This is a genomic window from Burkholderia sp. PAMC 26561 (assembly GCF_001557535.2).
Lineage (GTDB): Bacteria > Pseudomonadota > Gammaproteobacteria > Burkholderiales > Burkholderiaceae > Caballeronia.
Map to the genome: position 1 here is coordinate 553812 of NZ_CP014315.1, position 20494 is coordinate 574305.

Annotated in this window: 19 protein-coding genes; 4 read left to right on the forward strand and 15 right to left on the reverse strand. The window is 61.6% G+C overall.

The window, feature by feature from the left end; genetic code table 11:
* Positions 1–68: 68 nt before the first annotated feature.
* The 12 genes from AXG89_RS37225 to AXG89_RS37275 all read right to left on the reverse strand — a co-directional run bounded on the left by AXG89_RS37225 (position 69) and on the right by AXG89_RS37275 (position 13356).
* Positions 69–647 carry a peroxidase-related enzyme gene (locus tag AXG89_RS37225; RefSeq protein ID WP_075360169.1) on the reverse strand — a complete coding sequence of 193 codons (579 nt, stop codon included), beginning with the start codon at positions 645–647 and terminating at the stop codon, positions 69–71.
* A complete protein-coding gene (locus AXG89_RS42660) occupies positions 644–1153 on the reverse strand; it encodes a CMD domain protein (RefSeq protein WP_075360170.1) in 510 nt (169 codons plus the stop codon). Before AXG89_RS42660 ends, AXG89_RS37225 begins: the two co-directional genes overlap by 4 nt.
* A complete protein-coding gene (locus AXG89_RS37230) occupies positions 1150–2457 on the reverse strand; it encodes an acyl-CoA thioesterase/BAAT N-terminal domain-containing protein (RefSeq protein ID WP_075360171.1) in 1308 nt (435 codons plus the stop codon). The genes AXG89_RS42660 and AXG89_RS37230 overlap by 4 nt, the downstream gene beginning before the upstream one ends.
* Positions 2458–2464: 7 nt before the next feature.
* Positions 2465–4042, reverse strand: coding sequence for an ABC transporter substrate-binding protein (locus tag AXG89_RS37235; RefSeq protein ID WP_236873682.1), 1578 nt, complete (start codon positions 4040–4042; stop codon positions 2465–2467).
* A gap of 41 nt (positions 4043–4083) precedes the next feature.
* Positions 4084–5079: an ABC transporter ATP-binding protein gene (locus AXG89_RS37240; protein ID WP_075360173.1), complete on the reverse strand. Its 996-nt coding sequence runs from the start codon at positions 5077–5079 to the stop codon at positions 4084–4086.
* Complete coding sequence (locus tag AXG89_RS37245; protein ID WP_119024793.1) at positions 5076–6113, reverse strand: ABC transporter ATP-binding protein; 1038 nt, start codon at positions 6111–6113, stop codon at positions 5076–5078. The genes AXG89_RS37240 and AXG89_RS37245 overlap by 4 nt, the downstream gene beginning before the upstream one ends.
* Positions 6110–7036 (reverse strand): ABC transporter permease, encoded by a 927-nt coding sequence (locus AXG89_RS37250; RefSeq protein WP_119024794.1) that lies wholly within the window; start codon positions 7034–7036, stop codon positions 6110–6112. The genes AXG89_RS37245 and AXG89_RS37250 overlap by 4 nt, the downstream gene beginning before the upstream one ends.
* Entirely contained in the window at positions 7033–8007 is a 975-nt protein-coding gene (locus tag AXG89_RS37255) for an ABC transporter permease (protein ID WP_075360176.1), read from the reverse strand. Before AXG89_RS37255 ends, AXG89_RS37250 begins: the two co-directional genes overlap by 4 nt.
* The gene (locus tag AXG89_RS37260) at positions 8004–9482 is read right to left on the reverse strand and encodes an NAD(P)-binding domain-containing protein (RefSeq protein ID WP_178391934.1); all 1479 of its coding nucleotides are present in this window, start codon (positions 9480–9482) and stop codon (positions 8004–8006) included. Before AXG89_RS37260 ends, AXG89_RS37255 begins: the two co-directional genes overlap by 4 nt.
* Positions 9479–10468: a LysR family transcriptional regulator gene (locus tag AXG89_RS37265; protein WP_075360358.1), complete on the reverse strand. Its 990-nt coding sequence runs from the start codon at positions 10466–10468 to the stop codon at positions 9479–9481. Before AXG89_RS37265 ends, AXG89_RS37260 begins: the two co-directional genes overlap by 4 nt.
* A gap of 152 nt (positions 10469–10620) precedes the next feature.
* The gene (locus AXG89_RS37270; protein WP_075360177.1) at positions 10621–11958 is read right to left on the reverse strand and encodes a hypothetical protein; all 1338 of its coding nucleotides are present in this window, start codon (positions 11956–11958) and stop codon (positions 10621–10623) included.
* Between the two features lie 165 nt (positions 11959–12123).
* Positions 12124–13356: an MFS transporter gene (locus AXG89_RS37275; RefSeq protein WP_075360178.1), complete on the reverse strand. Its 1233-nt coding sequence runs from the start codon at positions 13354–13356 to the stop codon at positions 12124–12126.
* 139 nt (positions 13357–13495) lie between these two features.
* Here AXG89_RS37275 and AXG89_RS37280 point away from each other — a divergent pair, with 139 nt between their 5' ends.
* The gene (locus tag AXG89_RS37280) at positions 13496–13948 is read left to right on the forward strand and encodes a winged helix-turn-helix transcriptional regulator (RefSeq protein ID WP_075360179.1); all 453 of its coding nucleotides are present in this window, start codon (positions 13496–13498) and stop codon (positions 13946–13948) included.
* 82 nt (positions 13949–14030) lie between these two features.
* On the opposite strand, the gene AXG89_RS37285 is transcribed toward AXG89_RS37280, so the two are convergent.
* The 3 genes from AXG89_RS37285 to AXG89_RS37295 all read right to left on the reverse strand — a co-directional run bounded on the left by AXG89_RS37285 (position 14031) and on the right by AXG89_RS37295 (position 16138).
* Positions 14031–14378, reverse strand: a complete 348-nt coding sequence (locus tag AXG89_RS37285; protein ID WP_075360180.1) for a chaperone modulator CbpM — start codon at positions 14376–14378, stop codon at positions 14031–14033.
* Positions 14379–14384: 6 nt separating this feature from the next.
* Positions 14385–15314, reverse strand: coding sequence for a DnaJ C-terminal domain-containing protein (locus AXG89_RS37290; protein ID WP_075360181.1), 930 nt, complete (start codon positions 15312–15314; stop codon positions 14385–14387).
* A 110-nt stretch (positions 15315–15424) separates the two neighbouring features.
* Positions 15425–16138 carry a TetR/AcrR family transcriptional regulator gene (locus tag AXG89_RS37295; protein ID WP_086386466.1) on the reverse strand — a complete coding sequence of 238 codons (714 nt, stop codon included), beginning with the start codon at positions 16136–16138 and terminating at the stop codon, positions 15425–15427.
* Positions 16139–16247: 109 nt separating this feature from the next.
* Between AXG89_RS37295 and AXG89_RS37300 the strand changes: the two genes are divergently transcribed.
* Genes AXG89_RS37300 through AXG89_RS37310 form a run of 3 tightly spaced genes read left to right on the forward strand, consistent with a single transcriptional unit; the run spans position 16248 to position 20438 of the window.
* The gene (locus AXG89_RS37300; RefSeq protein ID WP_075360359.1) at positions 16248–17372 is read left to right on the forward strand and encodes an HlyD family secretion protein; all 1125 of its coding nucleotides are present in this window, start codon (positions 16248–16250) and stop codon (positions 17370–17372) included.
* 2 nt (positions 17373–17374) lie between these two features.
* Positions 17375–18904: a DHA2 family efflux MFS transporter permease subunit gene (locus AXG89_RS37305; protein ID WP_062001089.1), complete on the forward strand. Its 1530-nt coding sequence runs from the start codon at positions 17375–17377 to the stop codon at positions 18902–18904.
* Complete coding sequence (locus tag AXG89_RS37310; protein WP_075360183.1) at positions 18894–20438, forward strand: efflux transporter outer membrane subunit; 1545 nt, start codon at positions 18894–18896, stop codon at positions 20436–20438. The genes AXG89_RS37305 and AXG89_RS37310 overlap by 11 nt, the downstream gene beginning before the upstream one ends.
* Positions 20439–20494 lie beyond the last annotated feature (56 nt).

The following is a 20494-nucleotide window of genomic DNA, read 5'->3' on the forward strand; positions in this document are numbered from 1 at the left end:
GCCTTTGTTTTTTTTCGTTGCGCGTGATAGCTCTGCCCTTAATGCGCCCGCCCAGACCACATTCCGCCTTACCCCACCGGTTCCCCCAGATTCAACATCAACCGGTTCGCCCATGCAAAAATGGCGATGGAATGAATCAGGTCGAGGATCTCATCGTCGTTCAGGCCAACGTCGCGCAGCGCCTTCAACTGAGCCGGTTCGACCTCGCCCGGCCTGAGCGTCAAATCGATCGATGCCAGCACGATCGCCTTCTCGCGCGGCGTGGTCCCTGCGGTGACAGGATCGTTGAACACCTGCTCGATCACATCATCGCGTTTGGCCAATTGCTCGAACCGCTGCGCATGCACCGAAGCGCAATACACGCAGCCATTGATCCGCGATACCACCGTCGACGCCAGTTCGCGTTCAGCGCGCGGCAATCCGCCGGGCGCGTACATGATCGCGTTGAACGCGGCCGAACGCTGCCGCAAAATCTCAGGCTGATGCACGAGGAACAGGTAGTAGTCGGACTCCTTCGCCTTCGGATGGCTTTCTTCGAGCACGGCAATTTGTTCGGCCGATGCATCGGCGAGTTGCACGACGTCCAGCCACGCGTCCCATCCGAGCACGCGATTGGTAAAGCCATGTGCTTCGATCAGACGGGTCATGCGGCCTCCGTGGCATTCAGCGCCTGCAGCGCGCGCAATCCGGCAGTCAGGCGAATTTGATAGGAGAGGAACGCGATCAGTTGCGCGAGCGCGACCACGGCCGGCGTCGGGATGCCCGCAGCGGGAAGGCGTTCGAGCGCGGCCTTGTCGCCCTCGATGGGCGATTCGATCAGCGTGCGCGTGAAGACCAGCATTGCATGCAGCCGCGGTTCTTGTGTGACGATGGAACCCTGCGCGATCTGGTTGATCAAGGCGCGGTCCGCATCGATTGATGCAAGCCGTTCCGCGTAATGCGCGCCCAGTGCCGAAGCATTCGATAACGTGCACGCGTACAACGCCACGAACAAGCGATCACTCAGCGATAAATCCGGCAGCGCCGGATCGAACAGCGCTTCGTAGCTGCGCTGGGTGGCATCGGCAACTTTCTCGCGTTTGTGCCTTATGGCATGGGTCGGCGTGCCCGGCGTGAGACCCGCAATCCGGTCGACAATATCCGTATCTGTCATGCTTGCTCCTTTGCGCGAGTGCTTGTAGCAGCGTTGAGGAAATTCAGGACCGCGCGCCACGATGCTTCATCGGCGTGCGCGTTTGCTGCGGGCCGGCCACCGCCCGTGCTGATGCGTCCCGACACGGGATGCGCATACACGAGTTGGGTGGTCGGTACGTAAGGGAATACGATGGCGTGGCCGGCTTCATCGAAGTCGAGATGGTTGACCGGGTACGCATGCTTCTGCTGCTCCAGCGTGTCGACGACCATGCGCGAATAGTCGGACGATGGCCATGATCCGTCGTCAGCGGCGGAAAGCAGAAGCACGGGTCCATCGATCTGTTCCACGCGAATCCGCGCGCGTTCCACCGCTTCCTGATCGCGCAAGGCGGTGCGAATGGCGCGTTCATGGCGGTGCGGCGGCGGTCCGTCATCGAAAGGCTTCCAGCTTGCCGTGCGATTGTTTTCCCATAGATGCGGCAGCGGCTTGCCGTCGATCAACCACGCCGGGCCTTCGCGGCCCGTTGCGGGATCCGCGGCGTTTTGCGCGCTGTGGACCACCGCGCCAGGCACATAACCGATCACCGCCTTGATCCGGTCTGGATAAGTCGCACCGAGCAACAACGCAAGTTCGCCGCCGCGCGATTGTCCGCTGACTGCAATGAAGCCATGTGCGGGCTGCAACTCGCGGCTGATCCAGTCGAGCGCGCGGCGGAAATATTCGAGCGGCGTGTTCGAGATGTAATCGGACAGTCCCGGCGTCTTGAAGTAGCCAAGCGCAAGAGCGGCATATCCACGCGATGCATACAGCGCACCGCGCGGCTCATTGACGCCGCCGCCCGAGCCATTCAGCACGAGCACGACCGGATGCGGTCCCGGCGTTGCTGGAACGAACAGAGTCCCAACGCAACCGTCCTCGCGCATCTCGCGTCGTTGAACGCCCGGTGCCATCAGGCGTTGTGTCAACACGGCTTCGTCCAGGCACTTTCCATCGGCGTCGAAAACTTCGACGCGCGTGGTCAGCGCGTCGCTTACATCCGCCGGGAACACCTCCCGCTTGCCGGTTTCAACGGGCGTTTGCGACCAGATCAGTCCCATCGGCGATACATCGCTGTAATCGCCTTCAACAGGTGCATCGCGCGAAAGGTCGATAACACCATCCGCGTCCGCGCGATATACCGCGCGGCTCGTCCAGATCACGCCATCGCCGCGCGCAGTGTGCGTGCGCAACCCGATCAACGTGTCCGCTTGCAAACCGCCAACCAGGATGCGGCGCGGGACGTCGATCAGGTCATCGGCCGGAGTGATCGTGATGTATGTCATGCCGGCCTCAATTGCCGATGCGCGTGACCATCATCGCGGTTGTCCGGTCGCTGACGGCCGGGGTCACCTTCAGCCCCTTCTTCGCGGCCCAGATGTTTTGATAATGGAAAAGCGGAATGATGCCCACGTCGTCGCTCACCACCTTCACCGATCCGCGCAGGATCGCTTCGCGCTTGGCGGCGTCGAACTCGGCGGTCGCGGCATCGAGCGCGTGATCGACGGCGGGACTGCTATAGCGGCCCCAGTTCGATGAACCAATGCCCTTCTTTGCATCGACGGTGCCGAGGATGTTGACGAGCGCGTAGCTCGCTTCGCCCGTGCCGTTACCCCACGCGATCATGCTCATCGCGAACTCGTTTTTATTCGCCCGGCTCGCGTAAACCGCCCATGGCATGACCTCGACCTTCGTCTTCACGCCAATGCGCGTCCAGAATTGCGCGACGGCCTGCGCCGTTTCAGGTGCTTGCGGATAACGGTCGTTCGGCACGCTGAGCGTCAACTGGAAACCATCGGGGAAACCCGCTTCGGCAAGCAATTTCTTCGCCTGGGCCGGATCGTTCGGGATGTCCTTGACATCAGGGTTATAACCAAAGGTCTTCGCCGGCATCCATTGGTTCGCGACCGTCGCCGCACCTTGCAGGATGCGGTCGGTGATCGCGGGACGATTGATCGCAAGGGACAACGCGCGGCGCACGCGTACATCGAGGAGCGGGTTTTTCGGCAGGGCCTTGCCGGCGTTATCGGTGATATAGGGGCTCGGTCCTTCGCGGAAACTCGGTTGCAGCAACAGGACGCGCAGGCCCGGATACGCGTAGACGGAAACCTTCGGCGATTGCTTCAGGCGCGGCAAATCGGAGACAGAGACTTTGTCGATCATGTCGACATCGCCCGACAACAGCGCCGCCGTCCGGGCCGCCGCGTTGCTGACGTAGCGATAGTTCACCGTGTCCCAGAGCGGCTTCGCGCCCCAGTATGCGTCGTTGCGTTTCATCACTACGCGGTCCCCGGGCGTGTATGAGACGAACTTGTAGGGTCCCGATCCGACCATCGCGCGGCCGGCGTTGTAGTCTTCACTCGATGACTTCTCGCCCACATGCTTGCTGACGATATGCACGGATGTCAGGTTCAGCGGCAGGTCGGGCGTCGGCGTGCTCGTCTTGATGACGAGCGTGTACGGATCAGGCGCGGTCACTGACGCGACGGTGCGCAGATAACCCGCAAAGGTCGCAATGGTGCCCGGCACATTGCGCGCGCGCTGGTAGGAGTAGATGACGTCATCAGCGGTGAACGGCGTACCGTCCTGCCACTTCACATCATGGCGCAGCTTGAATTCCCAGGTATCGTTACCCGTCGCTTTCCAGCTCGTGGCGAGTCCGGGTGCGAGCACGTTGTCGTGGTTTTCGACCAGCAAGTCCCAGAAGTGCAGATCAACGGAACGGTCGCCCGCGTAGTTGTTCAACTGCGGATCGAGCGATGACAACGGATCGGCGAACGCAATGTTGAGCGTCTGCGCGGATGTGGCCGAACTGAACAACGCCGCGCCGGCGAGGGTTACGCTCAGCGTGGAAAGGATCAGGCGATTCACGATGCAATTCCTTTTCTTGAAGTATGTTCTGGATTGAAGAATCATTGAGCGTCGTTCAGGTGACAGGCGCTGACGTGTTCGATGGCAATGCCGCGCAAGGTCGGGACTTCGGTCTTGCAGCGCGGCATTGCGTGCGGACATCGCGGATGGAAATGGCAACCGGATGGCGGCGCGAGCGGACTCGGCATTTCGCCGCGAATGGCGGTGAAGTGCTTCTTGCGCACATCGATACGAGGAATTTCCGCAAGCAAGGTTTGCGTGTACGGATGGTTCGGACGCCGGAATATCTCTTCAACAGGCGCGCTTTCCACCACGCGACCGAGATACATGATCACCACGCGATCGGATAATTGTTCGACCACGCCAAGATCGTGGCTGATGAACAAATACGTGAGGTTTAACTGCTCGCGCAGGTCCATGAAGAGATTCAGGATCTGCGCTTGTATTGATACATCCAGCGCGGCTACGGCTTCGTCGCAGACGAGCATCGACGGATTGACGGCAAGCGCCCGCGCGATACCAATGCGCTGCCGCTGACCGCCGCTGAATTCATGCGGGTATCTGTCTGCCAGTGACGGATCGAGCCCCGCGCTTTTCAGTTGCGCAGCCACGTATGCGTCGAGATCGGCGCGTTGGACCATGCCGTGAATCAGCGGTGCTTCACCGACGATATCGCGCACCCGCCGCCTCGGATTCAGGCTCGAATACGGGTCCTGGAAAATCATCTGGATCGCAAGCCTGGCGGCACGCAATGCGTCGGGTGACATGGATTCGCGGTCGTGGCCGTCGACCATCACATCGCCTTCCGTCGGCGCGATGAGGCCCGAGACGATCCGGCCGAGCGTCGATTTTCCGCAGCCCGATTCGCCGACAAGACCGACTACTTCGCCGGGCTGTATTGCGAGATCGACGTGATCGACTGCACGCGTGATTGCATGCGGCGCGAGGAGTTTGCGTTCACGCAGCCAGCGCGCTGCAGTGTTGTCGTCGCGTTCGCCAAAGCGCTGGCTGACACCGCGCAGCTCGATGAGGCTCATGCTGTTGTCTCCGTGGGCACGTCGGCATGACGGCCCGGGTGGAAGCAGCGCACGAGATGCGTGCCATGTTCAGCGGCCTTCGCAGCAGGCGACGGGCCGAGCGCCGGCGGCGTGGTGCAGATTGAAGTCGCACGCGTGCAGCGCGGCGCGAACGCGCAGCCCGGCGGCAATGAACGCAGGTCGGGCGTGATGCCCGCTATCTGCGTCAGCCTTCTGTGACGCGTGTTGAGGCTCGGCAAGCTGTCGATCAGACCTGCCGTGTAGGGATGCTGCGGATGATCGAGCACTGCATCGACGGTGCCTTGCTCCACGATCCTGCCGGCATACATCACGGCAATGTCGTCGGCGAGACCCGCGACCACGGACAGGTCGTGCGTGATCCAGATCAGCGACGTGCCTTGGGTGCGCACGAGCGTCTGCACCTCGGACAGGATCTGCGCCTGGATGGTCACGTCGAGCGCGGTCGTGGGTTCATCGGCGATGATCAAATCAGGCTTGTGCAGCATGGCAATCGCGATCGCCACGCGCTGGCGCATGCCGCCTGACAACTGATGCGGATACGCACGCAGGCGTTCGCCAGGACTTGCGATACCCATTGCCGCGAGCGCTTCGCTTGCCTGCTCACGGGCGGTACTGCGGCTTACATTCCGATGCGCACGCACGGCCTCGATCATCTGCGCGTCGACGCGTTGCACGGGGTTGAGCGTGGACATCGGGTCCTGGAACACCATCGCAATACGGCTGCCGCGCAGGCGCCGCATTTCGGCTTCCGGCAGACCAACAATATTCCTTCCCTTGAACAGTATCTCGCCGCCGACCACGCGGCCGGGTGCATCGATCAGTCCCATGATCGAGAAACCGGTTACGGATTTCCCTGACCCGGATTCCCCGACCAGACCCAGCACGCGACCGCGGCCGAGCGTCAGCGATACATCCTCGACCGCAGGCAACTCGCCTTCGCGCGTGAAGAAGCGCGTCTTCAGGCCGCGGACTTCGAGGGTGGTATCGGAAGTATGAAAGGCTGCGTTGCTCATTTCACGAACCTCGGATTGAGCAATTCGCGCAGACGGTCGCCGACCATGTTTATCGATACGAGGATGGCGAGCAGCGCAAGACCCGGGTAGACGCTCGTCCAGTATTCGCCCGAGAGCATGGTCTGGTAGCCGTTGGCAATCAGCAGCCCGAGCGATGGTTCCGTGATCGGCACGCCGAGCCCGAGAAACGACAACGTTGCTTCCAGCGTGATTGCGCGTGCGACCTGCAGCGTGCCGACCACGATCAGCGGCGGCAGGCAATTCGGCAGCATATGAACGAGCACGATGCGCCAGTTCGGAATTGCCAGGCTGCGCGCCGCTTCGACATACTCGCGCCGGGCTTCGACTAAAGCCTGCGCGCGCGCTGTGCGGGCGTAGTACGCCCATTCGATCAGCACCAAAGTGAGCACGACGTTCGTCACGCTTTTGCCGAGGAACGCGAGCAGCATCATCGCGACCAGGATGGACGGGAAGGCGAGCAGCAAATCGACAAGCCGCATGATGAGGCTGTCCACCTTGCCGCCTGCGTATGCCGCGATCAACCCGAATACTGTGCCAACGACGCCCGCGATTACTGCCGAGCCAAGACCCACTGACAAGCTCAGGCGCAAGCCATAGAGCATCGCTGAATAGAGGTCGCGGCCCTGGCCGTCGGTACCGAGCCAGTACGCGTGGGTGCCGGCGCTGTTCATGGAGCCGGGCGGAAGGCGGGCATCGAGGACATCGAGCTGAAGGAGGTCGTAGGGATTTTGCGGCGTGATATACGGCGCGAAAACCGCGGCAAGCATGAGCAACACCGTAACGATCAACGCGCCCAGCGCGACCGGCGAGCGCACGAAATCGGCCACGAGTTGACGCCACGGCGACCGGCGCTTCGATACAGCGCGCACAGGCGTTCCGGGAACGAGAGGCGTGGCGCTCATTGCGTGCCCTCCAGCCGCACGCGCGGATCGAGGAATTTATAGAGGATATCGACCAGCAGGTTCAGCGTGACGAACATGCACACGACCACGATCAGGTACGAAAGGATCACCGGCCGATCGAGCGCGTTGATGCTGTCGAGAATCAGCTTGCCTGCGCCGGGCCACGAGAAAACGGTCTCCGTCACGACCGCGAACGCAATGGTCGAACCAAACTCGAGTCCGATCACCGTGACGAGCGGTATCAGCGTGTTGCGCAAGATATGCACGAGCACGACACGCATCGGCGACAAACCCTTGGCGCGCGCAAAGCGCACATGTTCCATCGGCATGACTTCGCGCACGCCGGCGCTCGTCAGGCGCAACACGAGCGAGACCTTGAAAAGCGAGAGATTCAGCGCGGGCAAAATAAGGTGGCGCAGCCCGTCGATGGTCAGCCACGACCATTGCACACCGAACAGGCTTGCAGTTTCACCGCGCCCGCTCGCAGGCAGCCATCCGAGCTTTACGCTGAAGAGCATGATCAGCATCAGGCCCACCCAGAACGTAGGCAGCGAGAAGCCGACAATGCTGCCCGTCATCAACATCTTCGAAAGCGGATTGCGCGGATGCAAGCCCGAAAAAAGCCCAAGCGGAATGCCGATGAAAAGCGCCAGCAGCAGCGCCGATACCGCCAGTTCGAGTGTCGCCGGAAGGCGTTGCAGGATCAGGCGAATCGCGGGTTCGTTATAAACGAAGCTATTGCCGAGATCGCCGTGCGCGGCGCCCGCGAGAAACGCGAGGTACTGCTTCCACAGCGGCTGATCGAGGCCAAGTTGCGCGATGATCCGCGCGCGATCGACCTGGTCGACATCCTGCCCGATGAGGATATCGATTGGATTGCCGATCGCATGCAAGCCGATGAACACGATCAGCGTCATCAGCAGCACAACGAACGCCGCTTGCGCGACGCGGCGAACGAGCCAGCCGCTCATCGGTCCCCCGCATACTGGGGCGGTGCGTCGGCGGGCGTGAATTCATCGCCGAAAAGTTCGGGCTCCGCGTAGGCTTCGAGCGCCGCGTAATGCTGCTCCACGTCTTCGCGGTACAGCAAACTCGCGATGCCTTGCGCGAGACGTTTCGCGCCCGTGCTGATGGCGGGAATGTCGCCGGAGACGGCGCCGTGCGAAAGCGTTGCCGGATAGCAGAAGCAATGAACATTCGACAAACCCGGGCAATCCCCCGGCGTCTTCCCGATGAATTCGAAGGCCGGGCCGACATCGGGTGAGTCGGACAGTTCGGCGTCTTCGTCACCAGGTGGCGGGGTGTACCGGTCGGCCCATGTGCGGATGAACGGCGCGAACGCGGCGAATTCCGGGCGCGCGTTCCAGTCCACCTTGAAGCCCGTCGAGACGATCAGGAAGTCGGCCGCGAATGTGCCCTTCGGCGTGTGGATGGCGAGACCATCGGCTGTTTCTTCCACCGACAAAACCGGGCAGCCAAGATTGAACCGCACGCTGGGATGATGACGCGACACCCGTAACGTGCTGCCCCGCGGCGGCGGCACCTGCACCGTATTGATGTAGTGCCGGATCTTCCACTTCCATTCATCGGGAAGAGTCTGGTGGCCGTGCGTCAGGCCCGGATTGCCTGCACCCTTGCCCTTGTTCACGCGTGGCAGGTCCGGACGTCTGATCAGCAAATCGACACTCGCAGCGCCGGCTTCAAGTGCGGTCGCCGCACTGTCCATGGCCGACGATCCGCCCCCGACGACGGCGATACGCTTGCCGCGAAGTGTGCTGAAATCAACCCTGTTCGATGAATGCGCCCAACGCGAACGCGGCAACCCGTCGATAAAACCCGGCAACGCCGGTCCGCCCAGACCATCGCGTCCGGTTGCAAGCACGACGCGCCGCGCGAAGACATCGAAACGTTTTTCGTGCGTGCGAACGCTCAGCACCACAAGACCATCCGCACGCGGCGTCACGGCTTCGATGATGTGGCCATTGCGGACGTCGAGTGCGAGCACGCGGCGATACCAGACCAGATATTCCATCCACTGCAGCCGGTCGATCTTGTCGAGCGCCTGCCATGCTTCAGCCCCGAACTGCGCTTCGAACCACGCGCGAAACGTGAGTGCGGGCAAGCCGAGCGCCGGCCCGGTCAGCTGTTTTGGCGAGCGTAGCGTTTCCATGCGCGCAGTCGTGGCCCAGGGTCCTTCGAACCCCTGCGGCGAGCGATCGAAGATGCGTGCGCGCACGCCGAGCAACTTCAACGCCGCCGATGCCGCCATCCCCGCCATCCCGCCGCCGATCACCGCGACGTCCAGCACGTCATGGCCATTGTGCGTCCTGCTCGTCACCCATTCGCGCGCCGGCAATTCGAGAAGGGACAGGTCCTCGGCAAGCCGCGCCTCGAGCGCCGCGAGCCCTTTGATCTGGTTCGATGAAACGTTGATGTCGAGGCTCACGTGGCGGGCTCTTCGGTCGGATTGAGGGTGTCGTCGGCTTCGCCGTAGAGCGCCTGGAGAATCGCGCTGTGCTGGCCGGCGTCGTGCAGGACGAAGTCGGGAAGGATCTCGGCGGCGGCGTGCATGAGGGCATCGGCGGCGGCCAGCGTCGCCGCGCTCGGCGGCCGGAACTCCGGTGTGATGACGCCGAACAGGAACGGTATGCGGATATCGAGCGGGCGCAGCACCACGCCTTCCACGGGCAAACCGTGTGCGGTCACCGGTTCCAGCACGGCGAGCCCGAGGCCCGCGCGAACGGCTCCAAGCGCATTCAGCGATGAGTTCGTTTCGATCACGCCAGCCGTGCGCACGCCGGCTTGCGCGAACGCCGCATCGAGACGGGGGCGCAGGCGGTAGGGGTTTTGCATCGTTACAAGACGGCGGCCGGCGAAGTCGCTCAACGCGATACGCGGCGCTTTTGCCAGCGGGTCATCGGCGCGCACGGCGGCCACGCACGCAGACTCGCCAATCCAGTGAACGAGCACGCCGCGATGTTCCAGCGGCAAGCTGGACACGCCCAGATCGACCATGCCGTTCAGTACGGCGTCGACGACCTGTTCGGGCGCGGCGCTGCGCAGATGCACGGATTCGAGCGCATGGGTCAGGTTGAGCAACGCGAGCGCGTGGGGCACGAGGCCGGCCGCAAGCGCGGACGTGGCAGCGATGGTCAGCGGCGGTGGCGCCTGCATTGCGATCTGTTCCGCACGCGACTTGACCTGTCTCAGGCTTGCAAGCGTGCGTTCTACGTCCTGGTGAAGCTCGGACGCCTCACGCGTCGGCGCGACGCGCGGACCGAAACGCTGGAATAGCGGGTAGCCGATCTCCGCCTCGAGTTCTTGTATGGAACGCGATACCGCCGGCTGCGATCGCCCGAGCAAGCGCCCGGCAGCGGTGACGCTTCCGGCGGACATGACGGCTGCAAAGGCTTCGAGTTGGCGAATTTCCATGGCCGGCGGATTGGGTATCAGTGAATGCAGAAAACACATTCTTGCGCCGCGACCATGCGAAATGCAAATGATCAAAAGTTATATTGATAGATAAAAGCGCGAAGCAGGGCCCCTTTCTCATCCGGACGCCCGGCCGCGCGCCTGTGCAGTCTTCAAATCGTGGCAGTTTTCGTGCGCGTCGGTGCGGCTTTGTCGAGGAAAGAAAAGAATGCGTCCGCTGCATATCCCGCGAGGAAGGCGACCGCGAGCGGTGACGCGGAACCCACTTGTGTCTTCCAGACGCTGCCAAACAGTCCGATCACAGAGCCCACAATCAGCGCGATGATGAGCCGGGTTCGATTTGAATAACGCGCATTTGCGGGGTCGAATGTCCTGGAACTGATTTGCGCCGCCGATTCGCGCAGGATGTAAGCGAGCGCGCCAAGCACTGCGTAAAGCACCGGGAGTAGATATGACGTTACCGCGCCCCAGAAGATATCGCTGGTGCGCTCCGCGTTTTGCGCCATCGCGCGAATGTCCTGATACACGGCAAGTTTGCGCATGCCGTCGTCGACCGCGTCTTCCGGGCCTATCGCTTTTGGCGGTATCGAAATCTGGGTTCCGGCGTCTGTCGGTTCGAGCAGGATTGGAAGCAATAGCTCCAGGTTCTCACGCTGCGTAGGCCCGCTCAGCATCCACGGCGATCCATATACGTTGTCCGATCCATGTCCCGTAAGCCGGATCAGCCAAAGCGTTTCTGCGTAAAGCTGACGATTGTTCCGCGAGAAATCCTGGAGGGTCTCTTTAAGCAGTCGCGCCGCCGGGGTCTGCGACAAACCCAGGTCGGTTATTTCCCACGAATCTGACGCAGGAGCAGGTGCCGCCGCGGCATCCGACCCCTGGGTTGATCCGGACGCAATCCTGATCAGGTCTCCGTTTTTCAGGGAGGGCGCGGCTCCCGTTCTGGTTTTTTCGGCGCTTGCGGATGCGACCGGCGCCGAAGCTCCCTGGACCGCTTTGGCCTTGATGATGGCGATCCGGTAGTCCTGCAACTGATCGTGAATGAGCAGGGCGTTTTTATCGTTTTGGTCGATCAGCGATTTACCTTTCACCGAGAGATCCGAGCCCGTGAAGCAAAGCATGGATACAGGCACGATGAAAATCACCAGCCAAAGCGTCAGCCGGGAATAGAACCTTGCGATCTTCTTGGCATCGGAGATCGTTCCTGACGCGAGCGTTTCCAGCGAACACGGCTGGATGGCTTTGGCGATAGACGTTTTCGCAGCGTACAGGTCCTTTTCAATGTCAGGTGTCCATTTGCCTCGTGCAAAAGCTTCACGGGCAACCGCGATCGCCCGTATGGACTCGGGCGGAAGTTCGATAGCTTTATCCGCCGCATAGTCCAGCATCTTCTCGCAATCCTCGAGGAGCCTGGGAATATGGCGACCGGCGAAATTCCAGCATCCCTGCCGTTGTGGACATACAGCATCGTTGGCGGTGGTATCGCACATGGTCGGCTCCGGGCGGATAAAAGAATGTTTGTTTCTGAGTTTCCTTGTCTAGCGCAAACGATTGGCAGGGAGATGGATTGAAATTTTTTATGTGCCTTGGCGAACACACGTTACGTACGTGATGGCGCGCCGAGTCTTGGCGAAGCGATGTGCAACGCGTGGAATTCAATGCAGTAATCGCGCCGCGTTCTGTTGTGCACGGCCTGGGGTGGTTCGTAATGTAAGCGCCCAAAACACCAGCGCAACAGCGCTTGCCGCAAAGCCAAGCGTACATACGCCGCTCCACCCGTCTCTTGCATAAACCCAAGTCGATAACACCGCGCCGAGCCCGCTGCCAACAGAATAAAACAGCATGTAGCAGCCAACCAGCCGTCCGTGCGCTTCGGGCCGGGTGCTGAAGATCATGCTCTGGTTGATCACGTGGATGGCTTGTCCGCCCATATCGAGCAGGACGATGCCGGCAATCAGAAGCGCAATGCCATGCGGCATGAAGCCGATGGGAATCCAGCACGCCAGCATGCACACCAGCGCGACACCTGTTGTCCATTGCCCGAGTCCGCGGTCTGCGAGATGGCCCGCACGCGCGGCCGCAAGCGCGCCGATCGCACCGACCAGACCGAACGCGCCGATTTGTGTATGCGACATCGAGAAAGGCGGCGCACTCAGGGGCAAGACCAACGCGCTCCAGAAGATGCTGAAGGCCGCGAACATCAGCAGTCCGATCATTCCGCGGACCTGCAGCACGCGTTCTTCGGCGAGCAGCGTGAACATGGAGCGCAACAGCTTCCGATAGGTGAGCGTCACCAACTGAACATGCGGCAACGGCAACGCACAGGACAGCACGATCAACATGATTGCCGCCAGCACGCTCGACAGGAAATACACCCAGCGCCAGCCGGCGATGTCCGTCACCACGCCCGCCAAAGAACGCGCCATGAGCAAACCGACCACCACGCCGCTTTGCGTTGCGCCCACGACTCTTCCGCGTTCCGATTCGTGCGCGAGCGTCGCGGAGTATGCAATCAGCCCTTGCGTCATCGCGGTGCCCGCCATGCCCACGCCGACCATGCCGATCAGCAACAAAACGGGCGACACCGCAAGTCCGACGACGATCAACGCCACTGCGAGAAACACGAGCTGCGCGCAGATCAGTCGTTTGCGATTCACGAGGTCTCCAAGCGGCACGACCAGCAACAAGGCAAGAGCGCACCCAACTTGAGTTGCAGTGATCACGCCGCCGACCACTGCGTGACTGATACGGAAGTCTGCTGCAATCGCATCCAGCAACGGTTGTGCGTAATACACGTTCGCGACACTCGCAGCGCAACAGACTGCGAGCAACAACACCAACGGGACCGGCACACGAAGCGGTATGTGTTGTGCGCTTGCTGGATTCATCGGTCATTCCTCCGGTCGTCAAATCTAGTTGCGAATTAAAACTGGTTTGAGTGTAAATGAAACCTGTTTTAAAATGCAACTAGTTTGAGCGACGCGTACAAGCGATCGTTTTTTCGAAAGCAACGATGGAGGTGGTGCAATGGCTCGAAGCAAAGGCCTCTCGGATTCATCGTGCCCGGTGGCGCGGGCACTCGACGTTGTCGGTGACCGCTGGTCGATGCTGATCATTCGCGACGCATTCGATGGCGTTCGCCGGTTTGGAGCGTTCCAGGAAAGCCTTCTTATCGCGCGGAACATCTTGACGGACCGGCTCAAGCAGCTTGTCGAGTCGGGCGTGCTGGATTGCGTTCCGGCATCGGACGGATCGGCTTATTGGGAATATGTGCTGACGCCCAGAGGCAAGGCGTTGTTCCCGGTGATCGTCACGTTGCGGCAGTGGGGCGAAGGGAATCTGTTCGAACGGGGAGAGAAACACTCGGTGCTCATCGACAGAACGAACGGAAAGCCGGTTCCCGCGCTCGCGTTGAAAAATGCGGGCGGGAAAGCGCTGGCGATGGAGGAGACGTTTGTGAAGAAGGTAGGGGAACGATGACGTTTTGCTAGATGCTTCCCCGGCAATGCCGGAGAAGCATCTAGCATCAAACCGCCAGGCACAAGTTCGGTGTATTGCCGTATCAAGGCTCCGACGACGCTTCGAAGGAATCGCCCTGATCATTCTGGCGCGCCAGGCGGGCGCGCAATACGTCGATCTGATCGAGCAGATCAAGCGCGAGCGCGACACCTTGAGCATTCAGTTCCAGATCCCGTGTGAGCCGTTGCGCGGTGACAGCGCGTCGCAGCGAGGCGCCACTGAACCGCCATTCCTCGATGCGCGCGCCCCGAGGTTCAAACGCGCCCTCGTTCACCCACAGCGTGAACTGCTCTTCGGACGCACCCGTGACGCGGCACAGTTCGATCAGCGTGAACTCGACGTGTTCCTCGACAACCTCGCCCTGCAGATAGACCGGATCGTTTTCTTTCATGATGGGTCACCCATAAAAATTCGCGCGTGGGTCGAACTCGAACGCCTCGCGCAAGGCGTTGTAGGCGGCTTTCTTGGCATCGGTATCGGCGCGGGGCAGGACGATGCCGAGCACCACATAAAGATCGCCGGCCGGGTTGCCGGGAATGCCTCGGCCCCTGAGCCTCAGGCGCCGTCCCGCCGCGGAGCCGGCCGGGACGTTCATGGTCACCTGACCGGAAGGCGTCGGTACGACGACCTCCGCGCCCAGCGCGGCTTCCCACGGCGCCACGGGAAGATCGAGCGTCACGTCGCGGCCATCGACTCGATACCGCTTGTGTTCCTCGAGCGTGACTTCCAGGTACAAGTCGCCCGCCGGCGCGTTTCCGGTGCCGGCGCCGCCCTGGCCGGCGAGCCGGAGGCGCTGGCCGTCGAGAATGCCTTTCGGAATCGATACATCGAGCGTGCGGGTTTGATAAGTGACGCGTCCGTGGTCATCGACGGATGGCATTTGCAGCGTAAAAGTCCGCTGTGCGCCGTTATACGTGTCCTCCAGGCTCACCGATACCCGCGCGTGATGGTCCTCGCCGCGCCAGTCGAACGATTGGGAGCGCGGCGCATGGCGTTGGCGCGCACCGAAGAGATCGCTGAAGAAGTCGTCCGTATCCTGCGCGCCGCCGGCTCCCTGATACTCGAAACCATCGCTGACATCCGGGCGCGGACGAATCTCATCGCCGTCCTTGAGACCCGTGCCGAGGGCATCGAATGCGGCGCGCTTTTCCGGGTCTCTGAGCACCTGATACGCCTCGCCTACCTCCTTGAAGCGTGACTCGGCATCTGCGTCCTTGTTCAGGTCCGGGTGAAACTTGCGCGCGAGCTTGCGATGCGCAGTCTTGATTTCCGCCTCGGTGGCCGTTCGCGGGACACCCATCACGGCGTAATAATCCTTGTATTTCATGGTTTAGCCTGTTTCGTCTAATCGATAGACCCACACTGACAAGGTGACCTGCGGCCCTGACGGCAAGCTGTCTCATTAATATACAAGTATGTGCCCAAGCCGTCGAACGCTTACAGAAAAGCGTGCAGCGCGTCGGCCGCCACGAAAAGCGCGACCGTCTGCTTCACATGCGAGCGGATATCTCCGCGGATTTCATCGAGGTCTTCGCCCATCAAGCCTCGCATGAGCATCGGGGAGACGATTGCATCCAGGAGTTGGGTTGCCAGCGCGTGCGCGTGCCGTTTGTTCGCGGCCTGTGTGCGGGCGTCGAGGGAGCGTCCCGAGTGTTCGGCGATCATGGTCGCCACCGCTTCGACTGCGCGCGACCTGCCGGCGTCGCTCGTGAGTTTCGCCAGCGATGGAAACCGCGGCGCATCCGCCACCACCATCCGTATGAGCGCGATCACTTCGTCGCTTAGCAAGCGCGTGACGAGCGTCTGCGTCACGGCAACGAGCCGTTGCGGGAGTTCCGCCGATTGCGGCGCGTCATACACGAGTTGCAGACTGCGTTCGCAGTTGCGCTTGACCACTTCCGAAAACAGCGCTTCCTTGCCGCTATAGCGGCTGTAGAGCGTCGCCTTGCCCGCGCCCGCCGCCTCGGCGATACGTTCAAGCGATGCCCCGCCGAACCCGTGCTGAAGGAACATGGCCGTGGCGGCATCGAGGATCCGCTCTTCGACGTCACCCGCCATTGCGTTCGACGGACGGCCTTTCTTGCGCGAGAAGATCGACCTGATCGGGCAGGGCGAGACATCTGCATCAACACTTTTCGGGGTGCGGCTCACAACTGTTCCTTCGCGAATTACCTGACCGGATTATCGCAGGCTTTTTGAATAGAACGATACCGTTCCGTTCTATTGTAGAATGCATCTCAATATTATTTTGGAGAATGCAATGGCCGGAAGTGAAAGCGAAAACAGTACGCCCTCCGGCGGCGAAAAGCCCGAAGGCGACGACGCGCAAACAAAGGGGCAGGAACAGGAAACATCCAAGCCGATGAGCCCGGGGCGCAAGCGCCTGAACGCGGTGATCGGTGGCGTGGTGCTGCTGGTTTGCGTGGTTGCGGGCGTGGCGTACTGGCTGCACAGCCGGCATTATGAAAGCACTGACGACGCTTTCATTGACAGCAATCAGAGCCAGATTGCGTCGCAGGTGAGCGGGCGGGTCATCGAACTGCTTGTAGCCGATAACCAGCATGTCGAGAAGAATCAGCCGCTCTTGCGCATTGACCGGCGCGACTTTGAAGTGAAGCTCGAACAAGCCGAAGCCCAGGAAGCCAATGCCGTGGCGCAAGTCGCGCAGGCGCGTGCCGACCTGCTTTACCAGACGGCGAGCCTGGCGCAACAGATCTCGCAAGTGCGCGTGGCGCAAGCCGACCTGACGCAGGCGCAGCAGGACCTGACCCGCTTCACGGGAACGGACCCCGCCGCCATCACGCGCCAGCAACTCGAACAAAGCCAGGCGACGACCAAGAGCGCGCTTGCCAAGCTCGACAGCGCCAAACAGGCGGTCCAGGCGGGCGAGGCGCAGGTTGCATCGCAGAAAACGAAGATCGATGCCGCGCTGGCGTCGGTGCGGCAGAATCATGCCGATGTTGACAACGCCAGGCTGCAACTGAGCTACACGGAAGTGCTCGCGCCGCAAGCCGGGAAGGTGACGCGCCGCACCGTGAACCTCGGCAACTACGTCACGCCCGGTCAGGCGCTGGTCGCGGTCGTGCCCGACGAGATGTGGGTCACCGCCAACTTCAAGGAGACGCAGCTCGTTCACATGAACGTGGGGCAAGCGGTCGATGTCACCGTCGATGCTTATCCGGACACTGTCCTTCACGCGCACGTGGAAAGCCTCCAGCGCGGGACGGGTTCGGTGTTCAGCAGCCTGCCCGCGGAAAACGCGACGGGTAATTACGTGAAGGTCGTGCAGCGCCTGCCTGTGAAGATCGTCTTCGATGGCGACGACTGGCGTCATCTGCCGCTCGCGCCCGGCCTTTCGGTCAGCCCACGCGTGACGGTGCGATAAGCATGGCCACCACTCACGTAGCGTTGCCCCGGTCGGCGGCGGGGCCGTTCAACCCGTGGCTGATCGCGGTCATCGTGTCGATTGCGACCTTCATGGAAGTGCTCGACACCACCATCGCGAACGTGGCGCTCCGGCATATTGCCGGCGGCCTGGGCGCGAGTCTCGACCAGAGCACGTACATCACGACCAGCTATCTCGTGAGCAACGCGATCGTCTTGCCGATCAGCGGCTGGCTCGCAAACGTGATCGGCCGCAAGCGGTTCTACATGATCTGCGTGTTGCTGTTCACGGTCAGTTCGGTGGCGTGCGGATTCGCGACCTCGTTGCCGATGATGATCGTCTTTCGCGTGTTGCAAGGGCTTGGCGGCGGTGGACTGGCGCCTGTCGAGCAAAGCATTTTCGCTGACACGTTCACACCCGAAAAACGCGCGATGGCATTCGCGCTGTACGGCTTCACGGTCGTCACGGCGCCCGCCATCGGACCGATGCTCGGCGGCTGGATCACCGAGAACTACTCGTGGCACTGGGTGTTCCTGATCAACCTGCCGGTGGGGATGGTGTCGCTGGTGCTCACGTGGATGTTCGTGAGCGACAGCAAGCTCGTGCAGCAGGAGCGGCGTGCGCTGCTCGATAAAGGGCTGCGAATCGACTATCTCGGGTTCTTCCTGGTGGCGGTCGGTTTCGGCTGCCTGCAGATCGTGCTCGACAAGTTCGAACGCGAGGACGGGTTTTCATCGAACTTCATCTGTTCGTTTTCGGCGGTCGCGTGCGTTGCGCTGATCGCGCTGGTCATTCGCGAACTGACCGTGGCCCAGCCGATCGTGAACCTGCGGCTTTTCAAATCGCGGGCGTTTGCCATCAGTTGCAGCGTGATGTTCGCGTTCGGCTTCATCATCAACAGCACGACGCAGATCCTCCCGCAATTCACGCAGGAACTGCTGGGTTACGACGCAACCAATGCCGGTTTGACGCTGGGTCTTGGGGGCCTCGTCACGCTGTTTTTCATGCCGATAGCCGGCGTGGTGACCGGGCGCGTGTTCCAGCCCAAATGGCTCGTCATGATGTCGCTCGCGGGCACCGGCGTCGCACTGCTTCATACCGCCGGGCTCAATCTGAACATCGGGTTCTGGGATGTATCGTTGTCGCGGCTTTATCAGGTCATCTGGCTGCCGTTCCTCTTCATTCCGCTTTCGACCGTGCAGTTCATCGGCATTCCGCCGAAAGAAAACAACAACGCGTCGGCGCTCATCAACATGATGCGCAATCTTGGCGGCAGTTTCGGTGTGTCGCTGGTGACAACGCAGCTCGCGTGGCGGGACCAGTTCCACCATGCGCGGCTCGCCGAACACATCACGCCATACAACGGCTTTGTCAATTCGCTCGGATCGATTGCCAGCAGGGTCGAGCAGCAGGCGTCTGTCTTGAGTTACCTCGATGTGTTCATCACGCTGGGCGTCATTTCGCTCGTGCTGTGTCCCATCTGTTTGTTGTTGCCGAAGCTGCCGAAGGGGGCACAGGTCAATGCGCATTGATTATCGATGGATTCCGTTTGTCGTCTTCCTGTCCGCCTGCACGATGGGTCCCAACTTCGAGCATCCCGCGCTGCAGACGCCGCAATGGTCCCCGCCGGCCAAAACTGACGACACGAGCTCGGTTGCGGTACCTGAGCCGATCGATCCGCTGTGGTGGAACAGCTTCGGCGATCCGCTTTTGACAGAGCTGGTCAAGCGCGCTATAGACAGTAACCTGGATATCAAGGTCGCGGCGGCACGGGTCGCCGAATCGCGTGCGCAACTTGGGCAGGCGAAAGCGGATGAGTTCCCTACGCTCAATGGCAACGCGTCATACACACGCGAACTTCAGAGCGCCGATGGCGTCATCGGTTTGCTCGGGGGCAGCGGGTCACCATCGGCCACTGATACAAACGGGCTCGGTGGACGGCAGGGCGGTGTGCCGACGCAATCGACGGGAAGCGCACTGCCGCCGTTCAACCTGTTCCAGTATGGCTTCGATGCATCGTGGGAAGTCGACTTATGGGGCCGCGTCCGGCGCACTGCAGAAAACGCGAGCGCCACCGCCGATGCTCAAAACGAAGCGCGGCATGACGCGATCGTCTCGACTGCTGCCGAAGTTGCCCGCGATTATCTGAACCTGCGCGGAACGCAAGAGAAGCTGCGGATCACGCGCGAGAATCTGGCGTTCGCGCAGCGCACTGTGGAACTCACGAACGAGCGCGCGAAGCACGGACTCGCCACGGATCTGGATGTTGCCAATGCTCAGAGCCAGGCCGAAACGAACGCCGCCGATATCCCGCAGCAAGAGCAGCAGGAAGCGAAGCTCATCAACGCAATTGGGGTGTTGCTCGGCGAATATCCGCAAGCGCTTGCGGCGCAGTTGACGCCCGCTTCGGCCGTGCCGATGGCGCCGCCGCGCGTGCCGATCGGGCTTTCATCGGAACTGGCGCGGCGCAGGCCGGATATCCGCGAGGCGGATGCGCAGCTTCATGCGGCAACGGCGAGTATCGGCGCGGCGAAGGCGGACTTTTTCCCGAAGATCACGCTGTCGGGGAGCGTCGCCATCCAGGCCACGCAGTTCACGAATATGGGTAGCTGGGGGGCGCGCAGCTATAGCGCGGGGCCAAGCCTTTCGATTCCGATCTTCGAGGGCGGACGGTTGCGTGCGACGCTCGCGTTGAGGGAAGCGCAGCAGCAGGAGGCGGCGATTACGTATCGGAAGACGGTGCTGTCGGCGTTTCAGGAAGTCGATGACGCGCTCACAGGCTTTGCCTCCGAACAGCGTCGCCGGGACCGGCTGGATGCAAGTGTGCAGGCGTCGAAGCGAGCGCTGGATATTGCAAACAAGCGCTATGTCAGGGGGCTGTCGAACTACCTCGATGTGTTGACGGCGCAGAAGGCGTTGCTGACAAGCGAGCAGCAATGGGTCGACAGTACGGCGACTGTTTCTACGAATCTTGTTTCGCTTTATAAGGCGCTGGGCGGCGGGTGGGATGTTGAAGGTGCGGAGTATGCGGGAGGAGGGGTGGTGGGTACGGCTGGGCGGGAATGAGGTTGGTGGGTGATGGATGTTGGGGGTGGTGGCCGCTGGCTGGTGGCAGAAACCGG